Here is a 22,393-nt window from a genome sequence, read left to right on the forward strand (position 1 = left end):
CGTCAGAGGTCGGTCGGAAGGATCCGCAAGAGTTCGGGACTGTCCCGCGCCGACCGCATGGCGCTCAGAACCCCCGCATGTGGTGCAGCGTACAGCACCGGGTAGTCCATTTCATTGAACTCGGGATCAGGCAGGAAGGCCAGCCGTTCCCCTTCCAGGGAGAACTCGGCCTCCCGTCCCGGTTCACCGCCGCGGGGATCCTGTCGGTGCCAGACATCCTCACCGGGCAGCCGGACCGCGACCAGCCCGTGCAGCACCTCGAACTTCTGGTAGCAGAGCGCCGTCGGGATCGACTCCGCGCGCAGCAGCGCGGCGAGCGCGTGCGCCTTGGCGTGGCAGATCCCGGTGCGCCGGGCGAGGACGTCGGAGGCGCGCCAGGTGACGCGGAGGTCGCCGGTGTCGCTCGAGTGCGGGATCTCGTCCCGTACGTACGCGAAGGCCGCCCTGGCGTATGCGTATACGTCAGGATGCAGGGCGCGCAGCGCGGCGGCCGTCTCGCGCACGACGGGATGCTCGTGGTCGATCACCTCGTCCGCGGCGAGGTATGCGGCCAGTTCGGGGTCCTGCTGGATCAGCTCCATATCCCGGGACCCTAGAAAGACGACCGGCCGGAAGTCAATGACTTTCCGGCCGATCGCATACTTATGCCTACTGGAGAACGGCGCTATCGCGCCATCTCCTCCTTCAGCGCCTGGAGGAAGGCGTCGACGTCGTCCTCCGTGGTGTCGAAGGAGCACATCCAGCGCACGTCACCGGCGGCCTCGTCCCAGAAGTAGAAGCGGAAACGCTTCTGCAGCCGGGTGCTCACCTCGTGCGGCAGCCGTGCGAAGACCGCGTTGGCCTGGACCGGGTAGAGGATCTCCACCCCGTCCACCTGCCGTACGCCGGCCGCGAGACGCTGCGCCATCGCGTTGGCGTGCGAGGCGTTGCGCAGCCACAGGTCCTTGGCGAGCAGCGCCTCCAACTGGACGGAGACGAAGCGCATCTTGGACGCGAGCTGCATGGACAGCTTGCGCAGATGCTTCATGTGGCTGACCGCGTCCGGGTTGAGGACGACCACGGCCTCGCCGAACATCATGCCGTTCTTGGTGCCGCCGTAGGAGATGACGTCCACGCCGACCGCGTTGGTGAAGGCGCGCATCGGCACGTTCAGGGAGGCGGCGGCGTTGGCTATCCGGGCTCCGTCGAGGTGCACCTTCATGCCCTTGGCGTGGGCGTGCTCCACGATGGCCCGGATCTCGTCCACGGTGTAGACCGTGCCCAGTTCGGTGTTCTGGGTGATCGAGACGACCTGCGGCATGGCCCGGTGCTCGTCCTCCCAGCCCCATGCCTGCCGGTCGATCAGCTCGGGCGTGAGCTTGCCGTCCGGGGTCGGGACGGTGAGCAGCTTGAGGCCGCCCATCCGCTCCGGGGCACCGCCCTCGTCCACGTTGATGTGCGCGGACTCGGCGCAGATCACGGCACCCCAGCGGTCGGTCAGCGCCTGCAGGGCGGTGACGTTCGCGCCGGTGCCGTTGAAGACCGGGAAGGCCTCCGCGTTCGGGCCGAAGTGGCTGTGCATGATCCGCTGGAGGTGCTCGGTGTAGTCGTCCTCGCCGTAGGCGACCTGGTGGCCGTCGTTGGCGAGCGCGATGGCCGCGAGGACTTCCGGGTGGACTCCGGCGTAGTTGTCGCTGGCGAAGCCCCGGACCGACGGGTCGTGGTGACGACGCGCGTCGGTCCTGGCGGGGAGAGCCGGGGTCACGGCTTGGGGGTCAGCCACAGACGCTGTCCATTCACTTCCTGAGCGGGCCGGTCCCAGACGCCGACGATCTCGTCGGCCAGATCCTTGACGTCGGTGAAGCCCGCGAACTTCGCATTCGGGCGCTCGGCGCGCATCGCGTCGTGCACCAGTGCCTTGACCACCAGGATCGCAGCCGCGGCCTGGGGGCCCTCGTCGCCCCCCGCCTTGCGGAAGTCGTCGCCCATGGCGAGCGTCCACGCCTCGGCGGCCGCCTTGGCGGCGGAGTAGGCCGCGTTGCCGGCCGTGGGCTTCGACGCGCCCGCGGCGCTGATCAGCACGTATCGGCCGCGGTCGCTGCGCGCCAGCGCATCGCGGAAGGCGAGCGAGGTGGACTGGACCGTGCGGATGAGGAGCTTCTCCAGGAAGTTCCAGTCGGCGAGGTCGGTCTCGGCGAAGGAGGAACTCCCGCGCCAGCCGCCGACGAGGTGCACGAGCCCGTCGATCCGGCCGAACTCCTTCTCCGTCTTGTCCGCCCACTCCCGCGCCGCGCCCAGGTCGAACAGGTCGACCGTGTCGCCGACGACCGTGGCACCGCCGTGGGCGTACCGAGCCGCGTCGACCGCCTCGGCCAGCCGGGCCGGGTCGGCGTCGGCGGCGACGACGATGGCGCCGGCTTCGGCGAGGCGCATCAGCGTCGCCCGTCCCGCCGGACCGGCCGCTCCCGCGACCGCGATGACGGCACCCTCCAGCGGCCCGCCGTTTCCGTTGCCGTTCATGGTCGTCCCCTCCTCCTCCGTGACTGGGTTCACGCGGCAGCCTGCTCGGCCCGCGAAGCGTTCGCGGCGGTGATGCCCTTGGTGGAGGCGATCACGTCCTTCAGCTTCTTGGACAGGGCCTCATAGAACATGCTGAGCGGAAACTCGTCCGGAAGCACGTCGTCGACGAGCTTGCGGGGCGGGAGGGAGAGGTCCAGGGCGTCCGGACCCTTGGCCCACTTCGACCCGGGGTGCGGGGCGAGGTAGGTGGAGACCAGCTCGTACGCCTTGAACCAGTGGACGAGCTTGGGACGGTCGATGCCCTCGCGGTACAGCTTCTCGATCTCGGCGCAGAGCTGGTTGGTGACCTCGGGGGCGCGGTCCCAGTCGATCTTGAGCGTGTTGTCCGTCCAGCGCACGACGTCGTGCTTGTGGAGGTACGCGAAGAGGAGCTGGCCGCCGAGACCGTCGTAGTTGCGGTTGCGGTCACCGGTGACGGGGAAGCGGAACATCCGGTCGAACAGGACGGCGTACTGCACGTCCCTGCCGTGGGTGTTGCCCTCGCCCTCCAGCTTCACGGCCTCCTTGAAGGCGGTGAGGTCGCAGCGCAGCTCCTCCAGGCCGTACATCCAGAACGGCTGGCGCTGCTTGATCATGAAGGGGTCGAACGGCAGGTCGCCGTGGCTGTGGGTGCGGTCGTGGACCATGTCCCAGAGCACGAAGGCGGACTCGCAGCGCTTCTGGTCCTCGACCATGGCGGCGATGTCCTCGGGCAGGTCGATGCCGAGGATGTCGACGGCGGCCTCGGTGACCTTGCGGAAGCGGGCGGCCTCGCGGTCGCAGAAGATGCCGCCCCAGCTGAAGCGCTCGGGAGCCTGGCGCACGGCGATGGTCTCGGGGAAGAGCACGGCCGAGTTGGTGTCGTAGCCGGCGGTGAAGTCCTCGAAGGTGATGCCGCAGAAGAGCGGGTTGTCGTAGCGGGTGGCCTCCAGCTCGGAGAGCCACTCCGGCCAGACCATCCGCAGCACGACGGCCTCGAGGTTGCGGTCGGGGTTGCCGTTCTGCGTGTACATCGGGAAGAGCGCCAGGTGCTGGAGCCCGTCCCGGCGGTCGGCGGCCGGCTGGAAGGCCAGCAGCGAGTCCAGGAAGTCCGGGACCTCGAAGCCGCCCTCGGCCCACTTGCGCAGGTCGGCGACGAGGGCGCGGTGATAGGCGGCGTCGTGCGGGAGGAGCGGGGAGAGCTGCTCGACCGCGGCGGCGATCCGCTCCACGGTGGCCTCGACGAGGGCGCGGGACGGCGCGCCCTCGGCGTCGAGGTCGATGGAGCCGTCCTTGTTCTGCCAGGGACGGATCTCCTCCACGGCATTCTTGAGCTCGGGCCAGGCAGGGTGCTCGATCACCGGAGCAGCGGTTGCTATCCCCCCGCCGGTCACGTCAGCCACAAGAATTTCCGTCATTTCACTTCCTCCACAGGAGAACCTCGCGTCAAGACACCGTATCGGTCCGCGGTTCCTCCGGACAAGAGGAGCAAGAGAAATTATCCTGCGCCACCCCCATGGTCACCGTTAAATTTCCTGTCCGGAAGGGTTGAGGCAATCGCATCCCCCGCGGTCGCGAAGGCCCGAGCCGCCGCTCCGAGGTGCTCGCCCAGGGCCAGGAAGCCGTGGAACATCCCCGAGTGGTGGTCCTCCGTGACCTCGACGCCCGCCGAGGCCAGAGCCGCGGCGAAGGCCCGCCCCTCGTCGCACAGCGGGTCGCATCCGGCGGTGACCACGTGGGCGGGCGGCAGACCGCCGAGCTCCGCGCCCAGCGGGGAGACGAGCGGATGGCGGGGGTCGCCGTCCGGACCGAGGTAGTGGTCGCGGTACCAGCGCATGTGGGCGGCGGTGAGGTAGTAGCCGTCGCCGTTGGTCCGGTACGAGGCGTGGGTGCCGGCCAGGTCGGTGGCGGGGTAGATCAGCACCTGGCGGGCGATCGCGGGGCCCCCGCGTTCGCGGGCGAGCAGCGTGGACGCGGCGGCGAGGTTGCCGCCCGCGCTGTCCCCCGCGACGACGAGCGCCGCCGGCTCGCCGCCCAGCTCGTCGACGTGTGCGGCGGCCCACAGGAGCGCCGCGTAGGCGTCCTCCACGGCGGCGGGGAAGGGCGCCTCCGGCGCGAGCCGGTAGTCGACGGAGACGACGACGCCCCCGGACGCCCGGCACAGGGCCCGGCAGGTGCGGTCATGGGTCTCCAGGCCGCAGAGGACCCAGCCGCCGCCGTGCAGGAAGACGGTGGTCGGGCGGGGCAGCCCGTCACCCTCCGGGCGGTAGACGCGCACCCGGAGCGGTGGGGCGCCCTCGGGGCCGGGGACGGCCCGGTCCTCCACCGAGCCGACGACGGGCGGCTCACCGGGCTGCGCGGGCGCGGCGGCGAGCAGCCGACGGGCCTCGGCCGGGTCGGTGACCGCGCCGCCGATGTCCGGGAAGACGGCGGTGAGCAGGTCGACGAACGGGCGGGCCTCGGGGTCGAGCCGGTCGCCCGGACCTCCGGGACCGCCGGAGGGTGCGGTCCCGGTCATCGTGCGCCCGCCCCCTCGGTGAAGTGGGGGATGACCTTCTCGCCCCACTGGCGCAGGGTCTCCAGACACGCCTCCTGCGGCACGGTCCCCATCTGCATCAGGCACATGATCTCGTCGGCGCCCGCGTCCCTGAGCCGTTCCACGTAGGCGATGGCGTCCTCGGCCGTGCCGTAGGCGTGGTCGGCGTGGAAGGTCGCCGTGGCGGCGGGGCGTACCGGTATGCGCTGTTCGTGGAGGCGGGCGACGACCTGTTCGGCGGCGCGGCGCATGTCGGCGGCCTCGTCCGCGCCGGGCACCACGGCCTCGTCGGGGATGCCCGCTCCCCCGTACCAGTGGCCGATCGACTGGGCGAAGAAGCGCTGGCCCCGGATGCCGACGCGGCGGGCCTCGGCGCGGTCGTCGAGGACGATCGTGGGGCAGAGGACGGAGAAGTGGTCGTTGACCACGGTGGAGACGTACCGGTCACCGGTGCGGGCGGCGCGTGCCGCGTCGTAGGCACGGCGCATCTCGGCGATCGACTCCGGCCCGGCGAAGCCCATCACGAGCGCGCCGATGCCGAGCTCGGCGGCCTGGGTGAGGGTCTCCGTGCGGCTGCAGGCGAGGAAGAGCGGTGGGTGCGGGGTCTGCCGCGGGCGGGGCAGGATCGGATGCGGATCGATGCTGATCAGCTCGGAGCGGTACTCCAGCTCGTCCTTCCGCCAGGCCCTGCCGATGATCCGCAGGGCGTCCTCGACCTCCTGGGCCGTCCGGTCCCGGTCGACCCCGCACAGCGAGGTCTCCTGCTCGGTGCCGCCCCGCCCGGCGCCGAGGTCGAGGCGCCCGCCGGAGAGCAGGTCGAGCATGGCCGCGCGTTCGGCGACACGGGCGGGGTGATTGAAGTTGAACGGCATGCAGACCACGCCGTGGCCGATGCGGATGCGGCTCGTGCGCGCGGCGACATAGCTGAGGAAGACCTCGGGGGCGGACATGTGGGCGTACCACTTCAGGGAATGGTGCTCGACCGCCCAGATCCGGTCGAAGCCCATCTCCTCCGCCAGGACGGCCTGTTCGACGCAGTCGTGGATGACCTGGTGCTCGTGCTCCACGGTCGGGTCGGCCAGCTGTGCCTCGAAGATCACGGAGAACTTCACGTGCCCTCCAGGGGGTTGTGTCGGGGAGCTGTCCTTGTTTCGATCAGTCATATGACTAGTCGTCAGATCGTGAAGAGACAAGAGACCGAGCACGGATTGCCGCAGACCGCCTGGGCGGTGCTCGGGCTGCTCTCCTTCCCCGGCGGGCGCACCGGCTACGAGCTGAAGAAGTGGGCGGACGCCTCCTTGCGCTTCTTCCACTGGTCGCCGGCGATCAGCCAGATCTACGCGGAGCTGCGCCGGCTGGAGTCGCGGGGGTACGTGAAATCGACCCGTTCGGGCCCGGAGGAGCCGCGGACCAAGCGGCGGTACGTGATCACGGACGCGGGCCGGTCCGCGCTGGCCGACTGGGCGGAGGGCGACGGCGGGCCGGTGGTGCTCAAGCATCCGCTGGTGCTGCGGGTCTGGCTGGGGCATCTCGCCGCCCCGGAACGGCTGCGGACGCTCGTCGAGGAGCACATCACCCGCACCCGCGGCGAGCTCGAAGAGGTCCGGGACGCGCTCGCCCGCGCACAGGCCGAGCCGGAGTGGCGGCATCCGGTGGTGGCCCTGCGCTGGAGCGAACGGCAGCATCTGGCGGAGCTGGAGCTCGCCGAGTCGATGCTGACGGACCTGGAGGCCCTGGTGGAGGCTCCCGCGCGGGGGGACGCGGCGCCCTGAGGCGGCCGTGGGCGTGACGCCCGGAGTGGCACCTTCCGACGCCCCGCGCGCATGCGCTTCCTTCTCGCGGCGAAGTCACTAGGCTGCGCCCCCAGGGGGTGTCTTGTGGGTCTTTCCGGGCTCGCGGCGCCTGGCACGCACATCTGCTGCGTTGTCGTGAGTCGTCGACGCTCCGCGTGGACTCCTTCCTCCGCCTCGCAGCTGCACGCGCCAGACGCCGCCATCTGATCCGGCCTGACCCACAAGACACCCCCTGGCCGCACCGGAAGCCCGGAGGGACCCGGGCCCGGACATCGACGGAAGCGAGAAGATCTTGAGTTTCCTCACCATCGGTCATCGCGGAGTCATGGGCGTCGAGCCCGAGAACACCCTGCGCTCCTTCGTCCGGGCCGAGCAGTCCGGCATGGACGTCATCGAGCTGGATCTCCACCTGAGCAAGGACGGCGCCCTGGTCGTGATGCACGACGCCGACGTCGGCAGGACCACCGACGGCAGCGGCGCGATCGCCGAGAAGACCCTCGCCGAGCTGCGCGAGCTGGACGCGGGCGAAGGCGAGCGGGTCCCCGTCTTCGAAGAGGTCCTGGACGCCGTGCGCTCCCCGCTCCAGGCGGAGATCAAGGACGTGGCGGCCGCCCGGGCGCTCGCGGAGGTGATGAACCGGCGTGACCTGGTGGGCCGGGTGGAGGTCCTCTCGTTCCACGCCGAGGCGCTCGCGGAGGTCTCCCGGCTGGTCCCCGGCGTCCGTACCGCGCTCGTGGCGGACCTGTGGGAGGCCGACGTCGTGGACCGGGCCAAGGCCGTCGGCGCCGGCGCCCTCGTCCTGAACATCCGGCACCTCACCCTGGAGACCGTCGAGCGCGCCCACGGCGAGGGCCTGCGGGTCATCGGCTGGGTGGTGAACACGCAGGACCATCTGCGGCTCGTACGGGCCCTGGAGCTCGACGGCGCGACGACCGACTACCCGGAGATCCGCCGCACCGGCCGCTTCACGGCCTGATCCGCCGGCCCCGGGCTCAGACCAGCGGCTTCACCAGGAGCTCGAACTGCAGGTCGTCCCGCTGCGGGATGCCGAAGCGCTCGTCGCCGTACGGGAAGGGCGTCATCTCTCCCGTACGGCGGTAGCCGCGCCGCTCGTACCAGGCGACGAGCTCCTCGCGGACGGAGATCACCGTCATGTGCATCTCGCGCACGCCCCAGGTCTCCCGCACCCGGCGCTCCGCCTCGGCGATGATCAGGCGGCCCAGACCGGCGCCCTGGAGGTCGGGGCGGACCGCGAACATCCCGAAGTAGGCGGCGTCGCCACGGTGTTCGAGCTGGCAGCAGGCGACGACCTCGCCGTCCCGCTCCACGACCATCAGCCGGCTGCCCGGGGTGGTGATGACGGCCCGCACGCCCTCGGCGTCGGTCCGCTGGCCCTCCAGGATGTCCGCCTCGGTCGTCCAGCCGGTCCGGCTGGAGTCGCCGCGGTAGGCCGACTCCACGAGCGGCACGAGGAGCGCGACGTCGTCCTCGACGGCGTCGCGGTAGCCGATCCGGCCGGTCTCCTGCGGCGTGGCGGTGTCCATGCTGTTCGGTCTCCCTCGGGGCGCTGTCGATCCCCCCGAGCGTAACGCCCCGGGACCGTGCTCCCCCCGCGTACGCCTGTGCGCTCGCGTAGTCCCGGCCCGGTACGGGCATCGACCCGGGTGGAGACCCACGGGAGGTGTGCCGTGCACGGACCGGCGTTGTCGGCCTGGCTGTTGCTGACGCTGTGCGGGGCGGTCGGCGTGTACTGCCTGCTGCGGATGCGCCGGTGCGCGGGCGAGGAGCGCCGGACGGCGGGGAGCGAGGCCCTGATGGGCTTCGGGATGGCGGTGATGGCCGCGCCGCCCGCCATGCTGACACCGCCCGCCTGGTCCTGGGCGGTGTACGCGGCCGTGTTCGGGGCGGCGGCCCTGCGCGCGCTGTCGGCGGTGCGGCGCGGCGGCCACCATCTGCACCATCTGCTGGGCTCCTTGGCGATGGTCTACATGGCCGTGGTCATGGCGGCTCCGGCCCAGGGAGCGCACGGGGGCCACGGATCCGCCGGGGTCACCGCGGGCGTACCGCTCGTGACCGGCGCGCTTCTCGCGTACTACGTCGTGTACGTGCTCCGCGCGGGGACGCGGCTCGTCCCGGTGGCGGTGCCGTCGGGCGGCCCGTCGGCGGCCCGGTCCACCGGGCCGGAGTTCGCGCTGGTGTGCCGGCTGTCGATGGCGCTCGCGATGCTGGCGATGCTGGTCGCCCTCTGACACCGACGGCGTCGGAAACCGTGGCGTACGTCACTTGACGCGCGGGGCCATACCCCCGAGTAGTACACCCCTCATAGGCTGGACACCATGTTGGTCTCCCTCGCGCTGCTCTCGCTCGGCGTCCTGACCGCCGCCGTGGCCCCACGGCTGTTGTCACGGTCCGACTGGGCGGAACGGGAGCCCGTCGTGGCCCTGTGGGTGTGGCAGTGCGTGGTGGCGGCGGTGCTGCTCAGCTTCGCGCTGTCGATGACGTTCAGCGCCTCGGCCGCCTGGCAGGTGGTACGGGGACAGGTCTTCGCGGGCGCACCGCACGGTGTGCTGGAGGCGTACGAACTGGGCACCCACCGGCCCTGGTCGGCCGTGCTCGCCGTGGTCCTGGCCTGTGGTGGCCTGTGGACCGGCGCGATGCTCGGCAGGGAGATCCGCCGGGCGCGGTCCCGCCGTCGGCAGCGCCGCTGCGAACTGCTCGTCCGCGCACCCCTGTTGCCGGGCGAGGAGCCGGGGAGTGAGCGCCTCGTGGTGCTGGAGGGCGAGCGGCCGGACGCCTGGTGGCTGCCGGGGACCGCGCCGCAGCTGGTCATCACGACGGCGGCGCTGCGCCGCCTGAAGGGGCGCCAGCTCGACGCCGTGCTCGCGCACGAGCAGGGACACGCCCGGGCGCGCCACGACTGGCTGCTGCACTGCTCGGGGGCGCTGGCGGACGGGTTCCCGGGGATCCCGGTCTTCGCGGCCTTCCGGGGCGAGATGCACCGGCTGGTGGAGCTGGCTGCCGACGACGTGGCCTCGCGCCGGTTCGGACGGCTGACGATCGCGCTCGCGCTGGTGGAGCTGAACGAGGAACGCGGGGTGTTCGGGCCGGGTCCCGCACCGGACGCGGATCTTCCGCAGCGGGTCAACCGCCTCCTCACGGCCGCTCCGCGGCTCACCGCCGGCCGCCGGCTGGGACTGACGGCGTCCGCGGCGCTCGTCCCCGTCGTGCCGGTCCTGGTGGCGTTCGTGCCCGCCCTCAGGGCACTCGGATAGCCGGGGAATCCGGCGCGTAGCCGGGGTCGGCGGGGATTCCGCCGCGCGGGTCGGGGAAGATCGACCCATGCGCTCCTCCGCCGTGGTCTCCGCCGCCTTGGCCGTGCTGCTGCTCGTCCTGGTGGCCGTGAGCTGGCCACCACTGCTCTCCCTGGACCGATCCGTCACGGAGGAGCTGCACCGCAGCGCCGTCGCCGAGCCGGGTTTCACGCAGCTCAACCGGATCCTGAGCGACTGGGTGTGGGACCCGTTGACGATGCGCGTGCTGGTCGGTGTCGCCGTGGTGGTGCTGTGGTGGCGGCGCGAGCGGCTGCTCGCCCTGTGGCTGACGGCGGCCAGTCTGCTGACGGCGGGCATCCAGCAGGGCATGAAGTGGGCGGTCGGCCGGGAGCGGCCCGCCTGGCCGGATCCGGTGGACTCCGCTCACTACGCGTCGTTCCCCTCGGGACACGCGATGACCGCGACCGTGAGCTGTGGCCTGCTGCTCTGGGTGCTCGCCCTGCACTGGCGGGAGGGCTGGAGGGGCTGGAGCGTGATCGCGGTGACGGCCGTGGTGTCGGTGCTCGGTGTGGGGTGGACCCGGGTCTATCTGGGAGTGCACTGGCCGTCGGACGTGGTGGCCGGCTGGCTGCTCGGGATCTTCCTCGTGACTGTGTCGATCATCACGTTCCGCGCGTACGGCGAAGGGTCCGGCCGGGCCGCTCCGCCGGGGACGACTCGGAGGAGAATGGGAGAAACGCCCTGACGCCGCCTGTCCTGGACGATCCCCCGCGTCGCCCAGAACAGACGGCAAAACCGCTGACCAGCCACGAAGGCGCGACAGCAGGCTGCGCTGAGTATATTGGCTGCGAGCCAGTCAACGCAGGAGTCAAGCATGTCCCCGCGTAGCCCATCGGTCAATGAAGAGCTTCGGCGACGATCTCGGGAACGCCTCCTGGAGGCGACCGTCGAGCTCGTCTCCGAGCGCGGGTACGAGGCGACGACACTGGGCGACATCGCCGAGCGGGCCGGGTCGGCACGCGGTCTGATCTCGTACTACTTCCCGGGCAAGCGTCAGCTGCTGCAGTCGGCGGTGCACCGGCTGATGCACCTCACGCTGGAGGAGGCGCTGGAGCGCGAGCCGCGGACCGAGGACGGCCGGGAGCGGATGGCGCGGGCCATCGACGCGATCCTGGGGCTGGCGGTGGACCGGCCGGTCCTGATGCGGACGCACATGGCGGGGATCCTGCAGGCCGAGGGGTTCGTGCAGTGCCCGGAGCAGCAGCGGCTGGCCTTCCTGCTGCGGGACACGGTGACGCGGTACGGCTCCGCGGACGTGGACGCGGACTATCCGCTGCTGCGGGCGCTGCTGATGGGCGCCGTCGTGGCGGTGCTGCTGCCGGGGGCGCCGATGCCCGTGGCGCGACTGCGGTCGGAGCTGTTCCAGCGGTACGGGCTGGACTGGGAGCAGGGAATGCCGCCGGACGGCGGTCCGCCCGACGGCATTCCCTTCACGGCCTCGGTGTCAGAGCTCCGGGTGCCGTGTCAGTCGCCCAGGACCCGGCCCCCGAAGGACCCGCCCTCGGAGACCCGGTCGTCGACGTCTCAGTCGTCGAAGTCGTCGAAGTAGTCCGGCTGCGTCTGGACGTTCAGCGCGTCCATCCGGATCCGCTTCGCCGGGTCCGTACGACGGTCGTCGAGCTTCAGCACGTCGAAGCCCTTCGCGATGTCGTTGGAGTAGATGTAGCCGTTGTAGTAGTACGCGGACCACGAACCGCCGGTGCTGATGGTGGTGGCGGAGAGCGGACCACGCTCGAAGTAGGCGATCTCCTTCGGCTTGCGGGAGTCGGTGAAGTCCCAGACCGAGACGCCACCCTGGTACCACGCCTGGACCATCAGGTCCTTGCCCCGGACCGGGATCAGCGAGCCGTTGTGGGCGACGCAGTTCTCGGTGTCGGCCTGGTGGCGCGGGATCTTGTAATAGCTGCGGAAGACGAGCTTGCTCTTCTTCCCCTTGCCGACGATGTCGTAGATGCCGTTGGCACCGCGGTTCGGGCCGACGGCCTCGTTGCAGGTGGCCGCGCCGCCGCCGCCGAGCTCGTCGGTGAAGACGACCTTGTTGGCCTTCTGGTTGAAGGTCGCGGAGTGCCAGAACGCGAAGTTGACGTTGTCCTGGACCTGGTCGATGACCTTCGGCCGCTCGGGGTCCTCGATGTCGAAGATGATGCCGTCGCCCATGCAGGCGCCGGCCGCGAGGTCCTCGTCCGGCAGCACGGTGATGTCGTGGCAGCCGGTGGTCTTGGAGACGCCCGGGTTGGTCGGGCCGCCCGGGTTGCCGCCGCCGTCCGGTCCCTCACCGGGGAAGAGGACGGGGAAGGAGACGATCGCGGACTTCTCCGGCGCCTTGCGCGGCACCTTGATGACCGTGATGCCGTCGTGCGGGGGCTGGCAGTCCGGGAACGCGGTGTTGGGCGAGTACGAGGAGACGTAGACGTACACGTCCCTCTTCTTCGGCACCAGCGTGTGGGTGTGCGAACCGCACGCGGTCTCGACGGCGGCGACGTACCTCGGGTTGCGGATGTCGCTGATGTCGAAGATCTTCATGCCCTCCCACGAGGACTTCTCCGTGGCCGGCTGGCTGACGCTGGCACAGGAGTTGTCGCTGCGGGAGGAGTCGGTGGAGAGGAAGACGAGGTTGCCGGAGACGGAGATGTCGTTCTGGGAGCCCGGGCAGAGGACCTGGGCGACCGTCTTCGGTGCGCGCGGGTTGCTGATGTCGAAGATGCGGAAGCCGTCGTAATTGCCCGCGAAGGCGTACTTGCCCTGGAAGGCCAGGTCGGAGTTGGTGCCCGCGAGAGCGTCCTTGGGGATGTTCACGAGGTGCTGGATGTTGTCACTGTGGACGATCTCGTCCACGCCGGGTATCTCGCCGCTCTGGATGGCGGACCGGGCCTCGGCCGCCTGCTCAGAGGAGACGGTGCCCTGCGCGGTGGCGTCACCCGGGTCGGGTGTGGCGGCCGCGGGGCCGGCCGCGAGCAGGCTGACCAGCAGTCCGGCCGCGGCGGTCGCCACACCCAGACCTCTGATCCGTGCGCGCGGGGTACGCGTGATGCGCGTGGTACGCAACGAAGTCACTCCGTCCTCCCTTGTGTCCGTTCGTAGTTGAACGGGTGATGGACCCCGGCAGTATCGTCCTTAGCGTGCACATCTCAACAGATGGCAACACACACGTAATGAATGTTTTTGCTCGATGCCCCTGAGAAGCGTGCTAGGAACGGTGCCCGACGCATGTCCCCGGTCCCTCGGAACCACCTCTGGAGGTCGCCTTGTTGAACCGCCGTATCCGTGGAGCTGTCGCCGTCGCGCTGAGTGCCGCCGCGGTGTGGGCGCTGGCCGCCTGCGATGCGGCCCCGGACGCGAAGGAGCCGCAGAGCCAGGGCGCTTCGGCCCCCGCGGTGGTGGCGCCGGGCAAGCCGGGCGAGCCGGCGCGGAGGATATCGCCGGCCGAGGCGTCCCGGCTGCTCCCCGACGACAAGCCCAACGCGGCGGACTTCACCTATGCGCAGATGATGATCGTGCACCACAGGCAGGCGCTGACGATGACCGCGCTCGCTCCGGAACGGGCCGCGTCGGCGCAGGTCAAGAAGCTGGCCGACCGCATCACGGCGGCGCAGAAGCCGGAGATCGACGCCATGGAGGGCTGGCTGAAGAACAACGGCGGCCCGCGTGAGCAGGGCGGTCACGACCACCACACCATGCCGGGGATGGCGACCGAGGCGCAGCTCGCGCAGCTGCGCCAGGCGAAGGGCACGGCGTTCGACGAACTGTTCCTGAAGCTGATGGTCACCCACCACGAGGGCGCGGTGACGATGGCGGCCGAGGTGCTGGGGCAGGGGAACAACGTCCTCGTGGAGGAGATGGCGAACGACGTGATGGCGCAGCAGACGGCGGAGATCAACCGGATGCGCTCGATGTAGCGGAGCCCGCCCCGGGGCGGCCGGGCCTGTCGCGCGTCTCCCCTGCCGGGGCTTCCGGTGCCATGCTGGAAGCCTCTCGGCGGGAACGCCCGCGGCGGGAAGGAGTACGGCCGTGCTTCGTGTCGCTGTCGTCGGTTCCGGGCCCAGCGGGGTCTACACCGCCCAGTCGCTGGTCCAGCGGTCCGGGGTGCCCGGGGTGCGGGTCGACGTCCTGGACCGGCTGCCCTGCCCGTACGGCCTGGTCCGCTACGGCGTCGCGCCCGACCACGAGAAGATCAAGTCGCTCCAGCAGAACCTGCGCGCGGTCCTGGAGGACGAGCGGGTCGGGTTCGTCGGCAACGTCGAGGTGGGCCGGCGGGGGCTGACCCCGGCCGGCCTCCTGGAGCTGTACCACGCGGTCGTGTACTGCGTGGGCGCGGCGCGGGACCGCCGGCTGGGGGTGCCCGGCGAGGATCTGGCGGGCAGCCACTCGGCGACCGACTTCGTCTCCTGGTACAGCGCGCACCCCGATGCCGCGGGCGACGGCTTCCGGCTCGACGGCCGCTCGGCGGTCGTGATCGGCGTGGGCAACGTGGCGGTGGACGTCACCCGGATCCTGGCCAGGGGCGCGGACGAACTGCGCCCCACGGACGTGCCGCAGGACGCGCTCGCGGCGCTGGCGGCGAGCCGGGTGCGCGAGGTGCACATGGTGGGGCGCCGGGGCGCCGGACAGGCCAAGTTCACGACGAAGGAGCTGCGGGAGCTCGGTGGACTGGACAGCGCGCGGGTGAGCGTGGATCCGGCGGATCTGGCGCTGGACCCCTCGTTCGCCGACTCCTCGGCACTGCCGGCCGTGAACCGGCGGAACGTGGAGGTCGTCCGCGGCTGGGCGGCGGGCGGCGGCCCGGCGGCACGGGACGGCGGGGCCGAGGCGGCACGGAGCATCCGGCTGCGGTTCTTCCTGCGGCCGGTGGAGCTGCTGGGCGAGGGCGGCCGGGTGGCCGCGGTCCGCTTCGAGCGGACGGAGCCGGACGGCGCCGGCGGGGTGCGCGGCACGGGACGGTACGAGGAGATCGAGGCCCAGCTGGTCCTGCGGGCCGTCGGCTACAAGGGCGTCGCCCTGCCCGGGCTGCCCTTCGACCAGAACCGGGGCACCGTCCCGAACGAGGCCGGCCGGGTGCTGCGGGACGGCGTGCCGTCGCCGGGCGAGTACGTCGCCGGCTGGATCAAGCGCGGCCCCACGGGTGTCATCGGCACCAACCGCCCGTGCGCCAAGGAGACCGTGACCTCCTTGCTGGACGACGCGGCGGAGCTGGCCCGGCGCCCGGTGGCGGCCGACCCGATCGGCGCGCTGCGGGACCTGGGCCACGAGCCGGTCGCCTGGCGGGGCTGGCTCTCCATCGAGCGCGCGGAGTCGGCGCTGGGGCGCTCACTGGGCCGTGAACGCGTGAAGATCCCGGACTGGCAGGGCCTCCGAGCGGCAGCGCGGGAGGGCACCGACCGACAGGCGTGACGGCACGGGGCGGTGCGGATCGGGGGCGGCGCGGACCGGGGGTCAGCGCGGACCGGGGTCAGCGCGGCGCCGGACGTCGGTAGGGCCGTCGGGGGCTCCGACCTCGGCCGTGGGTGCGCTACGCGTCGTCGCCGGCCCGCTGCCCCACACGCTCCCCCTGGGCCCGGGCCGCCCGCAGGACGCTGTCCAGCAGGCCGGGGAAGAGGGCGTCCAGGTCCTCGCGGCGCAGCACGTTGAGCTTGGCGGTGCCCCGGTAGATCTGCTGGATGACGCCGGCCTCGCGCAGCACGCGGAAGTGGTGCGTCGTCGTGGACTTGGTCACCGGCAGGTCGAAGTAGGAGCAGCTCAACTCGGTGCCCTCGCGCGCCAGGTCGCCGACGATCGTCAGACGCACCGCGTCCGACAGCGCGTGCAGCACCCCCTCCAGGCGGATCTCCTCGCGCGTGGGGTGGTCGAGGACCCGAGGGCTGGTCGCGGTCGTCACGGCGGCGGCTCCACTTCATCCGAGGTAGGCAGCCATTGTACGAGAACTCTCGTAGTTTGACAGATGACGTACTACGATGAGTATCGTACGAGCATCCTTCGAGACCCCACGAAACGGAGTCCGCCATGAGCGTCGCCCTGTTCGAGCCGTACACCCTGCGGTCGGTGACCATCCCGAACCGGGTGTGGATGGCCCCGATGTGCCAGTACTCGGCAGAGGTGTTCGGCCCGAACGCGGGCGTCGCCAACGACTGGCACTTCGCCCACTACGCCTCCCGCGCCACCGGCGGTACCGGACTCATCCTCGTCGAGGCGACCGCTGTCGCCCCCGAGGGCCGTATCAGCCCCGCCGACCTCGGCATCTGGAACGACACCCAGGTGGCGGCGCTCCGCCGCATCTCCGCGTTCCTCAAGGAGCACGGCACCGTTCCCGGCATCCAGATCGGCCACGCGGGCCGCAAGGCCGCCACCAAGCGTCCCTGGGACGGCCGCGGCCCGGTCCCCGCCGACGGCCACGGCTGGCAGCCCGTCGCGCCGAGCCCCGTCGAGTTCGCCGAGGGCTATCCCGTCCCGACCGAGCTGACGACGGAGCAGATCGCGGAGATCACCGGGCAGTTCGCCGACGCGGCCCGCCGGGCCCTGACCGCCGGCTTCGAGGTGCTCGAGGTGCACGGCGCCCACGGCTACCTCATCGGCGAGTTCCTCTCCCCGCACAGCAACCACCGCACCGACGCCTACGGCGGCTCGTTCGAGAACCGCACCCGTCTCGCCCTCGAAGTCGTCGACGCCGTTCGGGCGGTGTGGCCCGAGGAGCTTCCGCTCTTCTTCCGGATCTCGGCCACCGACTGGCTGGAGGAGCGGGGCTGGACCCCGGACGACACCGTCCGCTTCGCCCGCCTGCTGCGGGAACACGGGGTCGACCTGCTCGACGTCTCCAGCGGCGGCAACGGCGGCCCGGCGCAGATCCCCGTCGGCCCCGGGTACCAGGTGCCCTTCGCGGCCCGGGTGCGGGCCGAGACCGGTCTGCCCGTCGCCGCCGTGGGTCTGATCACGGAGATCGACCAGGCCGAGAAGATCGTCGCCAACGGCGAGGCCGACGCCGTCCTGCTCGGCCGCGAGCTGCTCCGGGACGCCTCCTGGGCCCGCCGGGCGGCCCGCGAGCTGGGCGCCGGGACGCACGCGCCGAGCCAGTACGCCTGGGCGATCTGAGCACGCGCCCTCCGCGCGGAACCCGCTTCCGGAACCCGCGCTCCAGCTCTCCCCAGGTCGACCGGGAACACGCCCGTGACCTGGGGAGACGTCCGTTCCGGGAGCCGCTGTCAGTGGCCGGGTGCAGACTGGCCCCTATCCGCGACAACGGCGTCCTGGAGGTGTCGGCCATGCCCGACGTAGTACTGACCGTAGGCACCCGCAAGGGGCTGTTCATCGGCCGAAGGCGCGACGGCCGGTGGGAGTTCGACGAACCCCACTTCAACGCTCAGGCGATCTACTCGGTCGCCATCGACACCCGGGGTTCCACCCCCCGGCTCCTCGTCGGCGGCGACAGCTCCCACTGGGGCCCGTCCGTCTTCCGCTCCGACGACCTCGGCGCGACCTGGACCGAGCCGCCGAAGCCCGCGGTCAAGTTCCCCAAGGACACCGGGGCTTCGCTGGAGAGGGTCTGGCAGCTGCACCCCGCCCCCGCGCACTCCCCCGACGTCGTCTACGCGGGTACGGAGCCCGCCGCCCTGTTCCGGTCCGAGGACGGCGGCACGTCCTTCGAGCTCGTCCGCCCGCTGTGGGAGCACCCGACCCGGTCGCGCTGGATGCCCGGCGGAGGCGGCGAGGCCGTGCACACGATCGTGACCGATCCACGCGATCCGGAGGCGGTGACGGTCGCGGTGTCGACGGCGGGCGTGTTCCGCTCCCAGGACGGAGGGGCCAGCTGGAACCCCTCCAACCAGGGGGTGTCCGCGGTCTTCCTGCCCGATCCGAACCCGGAGTTCGGCCAGTGCGTGCACAAGATCGCCCAGGACGCGGGCGACCGTGACCGGCTCTACCTGCAGAACCACTGGGGCGTGTACCGCAGCGACGACGCGGGCGGGAAGTGGACCGACATCGGCTCCGGCCTCCCCTCCGACTTCGGCTTCACGGTCGCCGCGCACCCCCACCGGCCCGACGTGGCCTACGTGTTCCCCATCAACGCCGACGAGGACCGGGTGCCGGCCGGGCACCGCTGCCGCGTCTACCGTACGAGTGACGCGGGCGCGAGCTGGGAGCCGCTGACGGCGGGGCTGCCGGACGGCGACCACTACGGCACGGTCCTGCGCGACGCGATGTGCACCGACGACGGCGATCCGGCGGGCGTCTACTTCGGCAACCGCAACGGCGAGCTCTACGCGAGCGCGGACGACGGCGACAGTTGGCAGCTGCTCGCCGAACACCTGCCGGACGTGCTCTGCGTGCGGGCGGCGGTGATCGGGTGAGCCGGGTGACGCTGCGCCAGTAGAGTGACGTCCGTGGCAGCACGACCGTTGAATGAGATCGTCGAACCGGGGTGGGCGCACGCGCTCGCGCCCGTGGCCGAACGCATCGCCGCGATGGGCGACTTCCTGCGTCAGGAGATCGCCGCGGGGCGGACCTACCTGCCCGCGGGGGCGAACGTCCTGCGGGCGTTCCAGCAGCCCTTCGACGAGGTGAGGGTCCTGATCGTCGGCCAGGACCCCTACCCGACGCCGGGGCACGCGGTGGGCCTGAGCTTCTCCGTGGCGCCGGAGGTGAACCCCGTCCCGCCGAGCCTGGACAACATCTTCCGGGAGATGCACACCGACCTGGGGCTGCCCCGGCCCTCGAACGGCGATCTGACGCCCTGGACCCGTCAGGGTGTGCTGCTGCTGAACAGAGCGCTCACCACCGCGCCCCGCAAGCCCGGCGCCCATCGCGACAAGGGCTGGGAGGCCGTCACCGAACAGGCCATCCGGGCGCTGGCCGCCCGCGGGAAGCCGCTGGTGTCCGTGTTGTGGGGCCGTGACGCGCGCAATCTCCGTCCGCTGCTGGGCAATCTGCCGGCGATCGAGTCCTCCCACCCCTCCCCGATGTCGGCCGACCGCGGGTTCTTCGGTTCGCGGCCGTTCAGCCGCACGAACGAACTGCTTCTGCGCCAGGGGGCGCAGGAGGTGGACTGGCGCCTGCCATGACGGACGCGGGCTGGGTCGTCGGGGTCGACTCGGGCGGCTCGGGGCTGCGGATCGCCCTCGCGCGGGCGGCCGACCCACGCCCCGTGGAGACCGTGACGTCCGCCGAGCCGGTGCGGACCGGCCCCGGCGGGATCGAGGCGGCCCATCTCCTCGCGCAGGTCCTGCCCGCCGTCGAGGCGATGCTCGGCAGGGCCGGGGCGGGGAACGTGGTCGCCCTCGCGGTCGGTGCCGCCGGCATGGCGACGCTCGGCGACGAGCTGCGCGCCGTGCTGCCCTGGGCGCTGGAAGGGGCGCTGGGCGTGCGCCGGCTGGCGCTGGCCGCCGACGCCGTCACCGCGTACGCGGGGGCCCTCGGACAGCGTCGCGGCGCGGTGGTGGCGGGTGGCACCGGGCTGATCGCGCTCGGCACGGATCTCACGACCTGGCGCCGGGCCGACGGCTGGGGCCATCTGTTGGGCGACTGCGGCAGCGGCGCCTGGATCGGGCGCGCCGGGCTGGAGGCCGCGATGCGGGCCTTCGACGGTCGCAGGGGCGGTTCGCGGGCTCTGCTCGCCCGGGCCGAGGAGCGGTTCGGCCCCGCCGCCGGGCTGCCGGGAGCGCTCTATCCACGGACGGACCGGCCCGCCGTGCTGGCCTCGTTCGCCCCCGACGTGGCCCACTGCGCGACGGCCGGCGACGCGGTGTCGACGGGGATCCTCCGGCGGGCCGCCGCGCATGTGGCCGAGGCCGCGGCCGCCGTGTGCCCGGCCTCGGGAGCGGCGGAAGTGGCTCTGACGGGCGGCCTGTTCAGGATGGGCGACCCGCTCCTCGTACCGCTGCGCGCCGAGCTCGCGGAACAATTGCCGCATGCCCGCACGGCGTCGGCGGCCGGGGATCCGCTCGCCGGGTCGCTGGCCGTCGCCGGTTGGCTGGCCACGGACACGCTGCGGCTGCCCACGGAGCCTCAGTTGCTGCAATTGACCCGGTAAACGACGGTTCGGACAAAGAGGGGCAGATAACGCTCTGCTGCACCTCAGTGCCCTGCGCGGCGGACGAAACCAGTAACATGCGGCGCCATGAGCTCCCCCACTGGGCCCGCTTCCGGCCTGCCTGTACGAATGCCGCGACCCCGCCAGCCCGGACGGCACCGTCGCCCCGAACCCGTGGCGGCGCCCGAGGGTGCTCCCGCACTCGTTCTCGCCGTCCCGGGCGCGCCGTCGGCCGCCATACGCTCGCTGGCCGAGGAGGTCGTGAGCATCGCCCGTTCCGAGCTGCCCGGCCTGGAGGCCGTGATCGGCTACCTGGACGGCGACGACGCCGAGTACCCCACCCTCGAGACCGTGCTGACGCGGGCCGAGACGCTGCGCACCGAGCGGTACCAGCTGGCCGTGGCCGCCGGCCGCGAGGTCAGCGCCCCCGAGGGCCCGGCGGCCGTCGTGGTGCCGCTGCTCGCCGGACCGGACAGCGCCCTGATGCGCCGGATCCGCCAGGCCGTGATGGACAGCGGCAACGTCGCCGAGCTGACGGACGTCCTCGGACCGCACCCGCTGCTCGCCGAGGCCCTGCACGTGCGCCTGTCGGAGGCCGGTCTGGCCCGCGCCGACCGCGCCCGGCTCTTCACGGTGGCGACGGCCGCCGACGGCATCGTCCTGGCCACGGTCGGCGGCGAGGAGGCCGTGCAGGCCGCCGGGATCACCGGCATGCTGCTGGCCGCCCGGCTGGCCGTCCCGGTCATGGCCGCCGCGCTGGACCAGGAGGGTTCGATCACCGCGATCGCCGAGCAGCTGCGCGGCTCCGGCTCGGTGCAGCTGGCCCTGGCCCCGTACCTGATCGGCCCCGAGCTGGCCGACGGCCTGCTCGACGCGGCCGCCAAGGAGGCGGGCTGCGCCGCGGCCGAGCCGCTGGGTGCCTACCCGGCGATCGGCAAGCTGGTGCTCTCGCAGTACACCTCGACGCTGGGGATCGCCCCGCAGCAGCAGGGTGCCCCGGCCGTCTGACCGGCCGACGACATACGGGAGGGCCCGCACCGGACACGTCCGGGGCGGGCCCTCCCGTATGTCCGGGGCCGGCCGTTCAGCCGAAGACCACGCAGGTCGCGGCCGGTGCCTCGATCGCGCCCGCGCGGTGCGGGATTCCGCTCTCCGCGTCGATGTCGAACCGGGTGACGTCGCCGGAGCGCTCGTTGGCGGCGTACAGCCGCCGCCCCGAGGGGTCGAGGGCCAGGTCGCGGGGCCAGTGGCCCCCGCAGGGCACGGAGGCCACCAGAGCGGCCTTCTCGCCGGTCTCGTCGAGCGCGAGGACGGCGACGCTGTCCTCGCCCCGTACGGCCGCCCACAGGAACCGGCCGTCGGGGGAGGCGACGAGCGCGGAGGGGTAGCTCGCCCCCGTGGCTCCCTCGGGAAGCACGGACGTCTCGGCGACCGGTTCGAGGGCCCCGGCCGCCGCGTCCCAGCGGCAGACGGTGAGGGTGGGTTCCAGCTCGTTCAGGACGTAGGCGTGGCCGCCGGCGGCATGGAAGGCCAGGTGGCGGGGGCCCGAGCCGCGGCGCAGGACGGTCTCGCCGTGCGGGCGCAGCGCCCCGGAGGCGGGTTCGAGGGCGTAGATCCGTACGGAGTCGGTGCCGAGGTCCACGGCGGTCACCCAGGGCCCGCCGGGCGTGGGCAGCACCTGATGGGCATGCGGACCGCGCTGGCGCTCGGCGACCGGCCCCGAGCCCTCGTGCCGGGCGACGTGGGTGGCGGGGCCGAGCGCGCCGTCGGGGCCGACGGGCAGGGCGGTGACGCTGCCGGAGCCGTAGTTCGCGGTGAGGACGTGGCCCCCGGCGACGGCGAGGTGGGTGGGGCCGGAGCCCTGGACGGCCACCGGAGCGCCGAGCGGCCGGGGTACGGCTCCGCTCACGTCGAAGGCGGCGGCAGCACCCTCGTCGGCCTCCGAGACGGCGTAGAGCACGGTGCCCGCGAGAGCGAGGAAGGAGGGGTCCGCCAGGGCGGCGGTCTCCGCCGTGACGGTCAGGGCGCCGGTGTCGGCGTCCACGTCGGCGGTGAGGATGCCCCGGCCGCCGGCCGAGGTGAACGATCCGATGAAGGCCCGTACCGGTTCCCGCGCGTCTGTGCCGCCCATGGCGTCTCCCCTCTCCGCCGGGCGGTCACGGCCGACCGCCCGCGTCGTCGGGGCCGACGTTAGCAGGCG

General features: G+C 72.2%; 23 protein-coding genes. 13 read left to right on the plus strand and 10 right to left on the minus strand.

Features of this window, described 5'->3' with window-relative positions; translation table 11 throughout:
* Positions 1-2: 2 nt before the first annotated feature.
* The 6 genes from AB0D99_RS04405 to AB0D99_RS04430 form a co-directional block, all read right to left on the minus strand.
* Positions 3-581: a transglutaminase domain-containing protein gene (locus AB0D99_RS04405; RefSeq protein WP_362356787.1), complete on the minus strand. Its 579-nt coding sequence runs from the start codon at positions 579-581 to the stop codon at positions 3-5.
* An 83-nt stretch (positions 582-664) separates the two neighbouring features.
* The gene (locus AB0D99_RS04410; protein WP_362357216.1) at positions 665-1,744 is read right to left on the minus strand and encodes a low specificity L-threonine aldolase; all 1,080 of its coding nucleotides are present in this window, start codon (positions 1,742-1,744) and stop codon (positions 665-667) included.
* On the minus strand, positions 1,741-2,499 hold the full coding sequence (locus AB0D99_RS04415; RefSeq protein ID WP_362356789.1) for an SDR family NAD(P)-dependent oxidoreductase: 759 nt from the start codon (positions 2,497-2,499) through the stop codon (positions 1,741-1,743). The genes AB0D99_RS04410 and AB0D99_RS04415 overlap by 4 nt, the downstream gene beginning before the upstream one ends.
* Positions 2,500-2,528: 29 nt before the next feature.
* Positions 2,529-3,935: a DUF6421 family protein gene (locus AB0D99_RS04420; protein WP_362356791.1), complete on the minus strand. Its 1,407-nt coding sequence runs from the start codon at positions 3,933-3,935 to the stop codon at positions 2,529-2,531.
* Between the two features lie 80 nt (positions 3,936-4,015).
* Positions 4,016-5,035, minus strand: coding sequence for an alpha/beta hydrolase (locus tag AB0D99_RS04425; protein WP_362356793.1), 1,020 nt, complete (start codon positions 5,033-5,035; stop codon positions 4,016-4,018).
* Positions 5,032-6,165 (minus strand): LLM class flavin-dependent oxidoreductase, encoded by a 1,134-nt coding sequence (locus AB0D99_RS04430; protein ID WP_362356795.1) that lies wholly within the window; start codon positions 6,163-6,165, stop codon positions 5,032-5,034. Before AB0D99_RS04430 ends, AB0D99_RS04425 begins: the two co-directional genes overlap by 4 nt.
* A 69-nt stretch (positions 6,166-6,234) precedes the next feature.
* Here AB0D99_RS04430 and AB0D99_RS04435 point away from each other — a divergent pair, with 69 nt between their 5' ends.
* Together AB0D99_RS04435 and AB0D99_RS04440 are read left to right on the plus strand one after the other, a co-directional pair.
* A complete protein-coding gene (locus tag AB0D99_RS04435; RefSeq protein WP_362356797.1) occupies positions 6,235-6,825 on the plus strand; it encodes a PadR family transcriptional regulator in 591 nt (196 codons plus the stop codon).
* Positions 6,826-7,138: 313 nt separating this feature from the next.
* The gene (locus tag AB0D99_RS04440; RefSeq protein ID WP_362356799.1) at positions 7,139-7,822 is read left to right on the plus strand and encodes a glycerophosphodiester phosphodiesterase family protein; all 684 of its coding nucleotides are present in this window, start codon (positions 7,139-7,141) and stop codon (positions 7,820-7,822) included.
* Between the two features lie 16 nt (positions 7,823-7,838).
* Here the strand turns inward: AB0D99_RS04440 and AB0D99_RS04445 are convergent, their stop codons facing one another.
* The gene (locus tag AB0D99_RS04445) at positions 7,839-8,390 is read right to left on the minus strand and encodes a GNAT family N-acetyltransferase (RefSeq protein WP_362356801.1); all 552 of its coding nucleotides are present in this window, start codon (positions 8,388-8,390) and stop codon (positions 7,839-7,841) included.
* Positions 8,391-8,534: 144 nt separating this feature from the next.
* Between AB0D99_RS04445 and AB0D99_RS04450 the strand changes: the two genes are divergently transcribed.
* From AB0D99_RS04450 to AB0D99_RS04465, 4 genes are all read left to right on the plus strand, one after another.
* Positions 8,535-9,095, plus strand: coding sequence for a DUF5134 domain-containing protein (locus tag AB0D99_RS04450; RefSeq protein ID WP_362356803.1), 561 nt, complete (start codon positions 8,535-8,537; stop codon positions 9,093-9,095).
* An 87-nt stretch (positions 9,096-9,182) separates the two neighbouring features.
* Positions 9,183-10,118 (plus strand): M56 family metallopeptidase, encoded by a 936-nt coding sequence (locus tag AB0D99_RS04455; protein WP_362356805.1) that lies wholly within the window; start codon positions 9,183-9,185, stop codon positions 10,116-10,118.
* Between the two features lie 67 nt (positions 10,119-10,185).
* Positions 10,186-10,863, plus strand: a complete 678-nt coding sequence (locus tag AB0D99_RS04460) for a phosphatase PAP2 family protein (RefSeq protein WP_362356807.1) — start codon at positions 10,186-10,188, stop codon at positions 10,861-10,863.
* Between the two features lie 129 nt (positions 10,864-10,992).
* Positions 10,993-11,727: a helix-turn-helix domain-containing protein gene (locus tag AB0D99_RS04465; RefSeq protein WP_362356809.1), complete on the plus strand. Its 735-nt coding sequence runs from the start codon at positions 10,993-10,995 to the stop codon at positions 11,725-11,727.
* Here AB0D99_RS04465 and AB0D99_RS04470 read toward each other — a convergent pair.
* A complete protein-coding gene (locus AB0D99_RS04470; protein ID WP_362356811.1) occupies positions 11,703-13,232 on the minus strand; it encodes a hypothetical protein in 1,530 nt (509 codons plus the stop codon). The genes AB0D99_RS04465 and AB0D99_RS04470 overlap by 25 nt on opposite strands.
* A gap of 191 nt (positions 13,233-13,423) precedes the next feature.
* Between AB0D99_RS04470 and AB0D99_RS04475 the strand changes: the two genes are divergently transcribed.
* Both AB0D99_RS04475 and AB0D99_RS04480 read left to right on the plus strand, forming a co-directional pair.
* A complete protein-coding gene (locus tag AB0D99_RS04475; protein WP_362356813.1) occupies positions 13,424-14,074 on the plus strand; it encodes a DUF305 domain-containing protein in 651 nt (216 codons plus the stop codon).
* 112 nt (positions 14,075-14,186) lie between these two features.
* Complete coding sequence (locus AB0D99_RS04480) at positions 14,187-15,566, plus strand: FAD-dependent oxidoreductase (RefSeq protein ID WP_362356815.1); 1,380 nt, start codon at positions 14,187-14,189, stop codon at positions 15,564-15,566.
* 118 nt (positions 15,567-15,684) lie between these two features.
* On the opposite strand, the gene AB0D99_RS04485 is transcribed toward AB0D99_RS04480, so the two are convergent.
* Positions 15,685-16,050, minus strand: a complete 366-nt coding sequence (locus tag AB0D99_RS04485; protein ID WP_362356817.1) for a helix-turn-helix transcriptional regulator — start codon at positions 16,048-16,050, stop codon at positions 15,685-15,687.
* 125 nt (positions 16,051-16,175) lie between these two features.
* On the opposite strand from AB0D99_RS04485, the gene AB0D99_RS04490 reads away from it, so the two are divergent.
* From AB0D99_RS04490 to AB0D99_RS04510, 5 genes are all read left to right on the plus strand, one after another.
* Positions 16,176-17,258, plus strand: coding sequence for an NADH:flavin oxidoreductase/NADH oxidase (locus AB0D99_RS04490; RefSeq protein ID WP_362356819.1), 1,083 nt, complete (start codon positions 16,176-16,178; stop codon positions 17,256-17,258).
* A 170-nt stretch (positions 17,259-17,428) separates the two neighbouring features.
* A complete protein-coding gene (locus AB0D99_RS04495; protein ID WP_362356821.1) occupies positions 17,429-18,514 on the plus strand; it encodes an exo-alpha-sialidase in 1,086 nt (361 codons plus the stop codon).
* A gap of 33 nt (positions 18,515-18,547) precedes the next feature.
* Positions 18,548-19,225, plus strand: a complete 678-nt coding sequence (locus tag AB0D99_RS04500) for a uracil-DNA glycosylase (RefSeq protein ID WP_361862405.1) — start codon at positions 18,548-18,550, stop codon at positions 19,223-19,225.
* A complete protein-coding gene (locus tag AB0D99_RS04505; RefSeq protein WP_362356824.1) occupies positions 19,222-20,193 on the plus strand; it encodes a BadF/BadG/BcrA/BcrD ATPase family protein in 972 nt (323 codons plus the stop codon). Before AB0D99_RS04500 ends, AB0D99_RS04505 begins: the two co-directional genes overlap by 4 nt.
* A gap of 87 nt (positions 20,194-20,280) precedes the next feature.
* Positions 20,281-21,201 (plus strand): hypothetical protein, encoded by a 921-nt coding sequence (locus AB0D99_RS04510; protein ID WP_362356826.1) that lies wholly within the window; start codon positions 20,281-20,283, stop codon positions 21,199-21,201.
* 76 nt (positions 21,202-21,277) lie between these two features.
* Here AB0D99_RS04510 and AB0D99_RS04515 read toward each other — a convergent pair whose 3' ends face one another.
* On the minus strand, positions 21,278-22,324 hold the full coding sequence (locus tag AB0D99_RS04515) for a lactonase family protein (RefSeq protein ID WP_362356828.1): 1,047 nt from the start codon (positions 22,322-22,324) through the stop codon (positions 21,278-21,280).
* Between the last annotated feature and the right edge of the window lie 69 nt (positions 22,325-22,393).

Source organism: Streptomyces sp. NPDC047971 (assembly GCF_040653355.1).
Classification (GTDB): Bacteria; Actinomycetota; Actinomycetes; order Streptomycetales; family Streptomycetaceae; genus Streptomyces.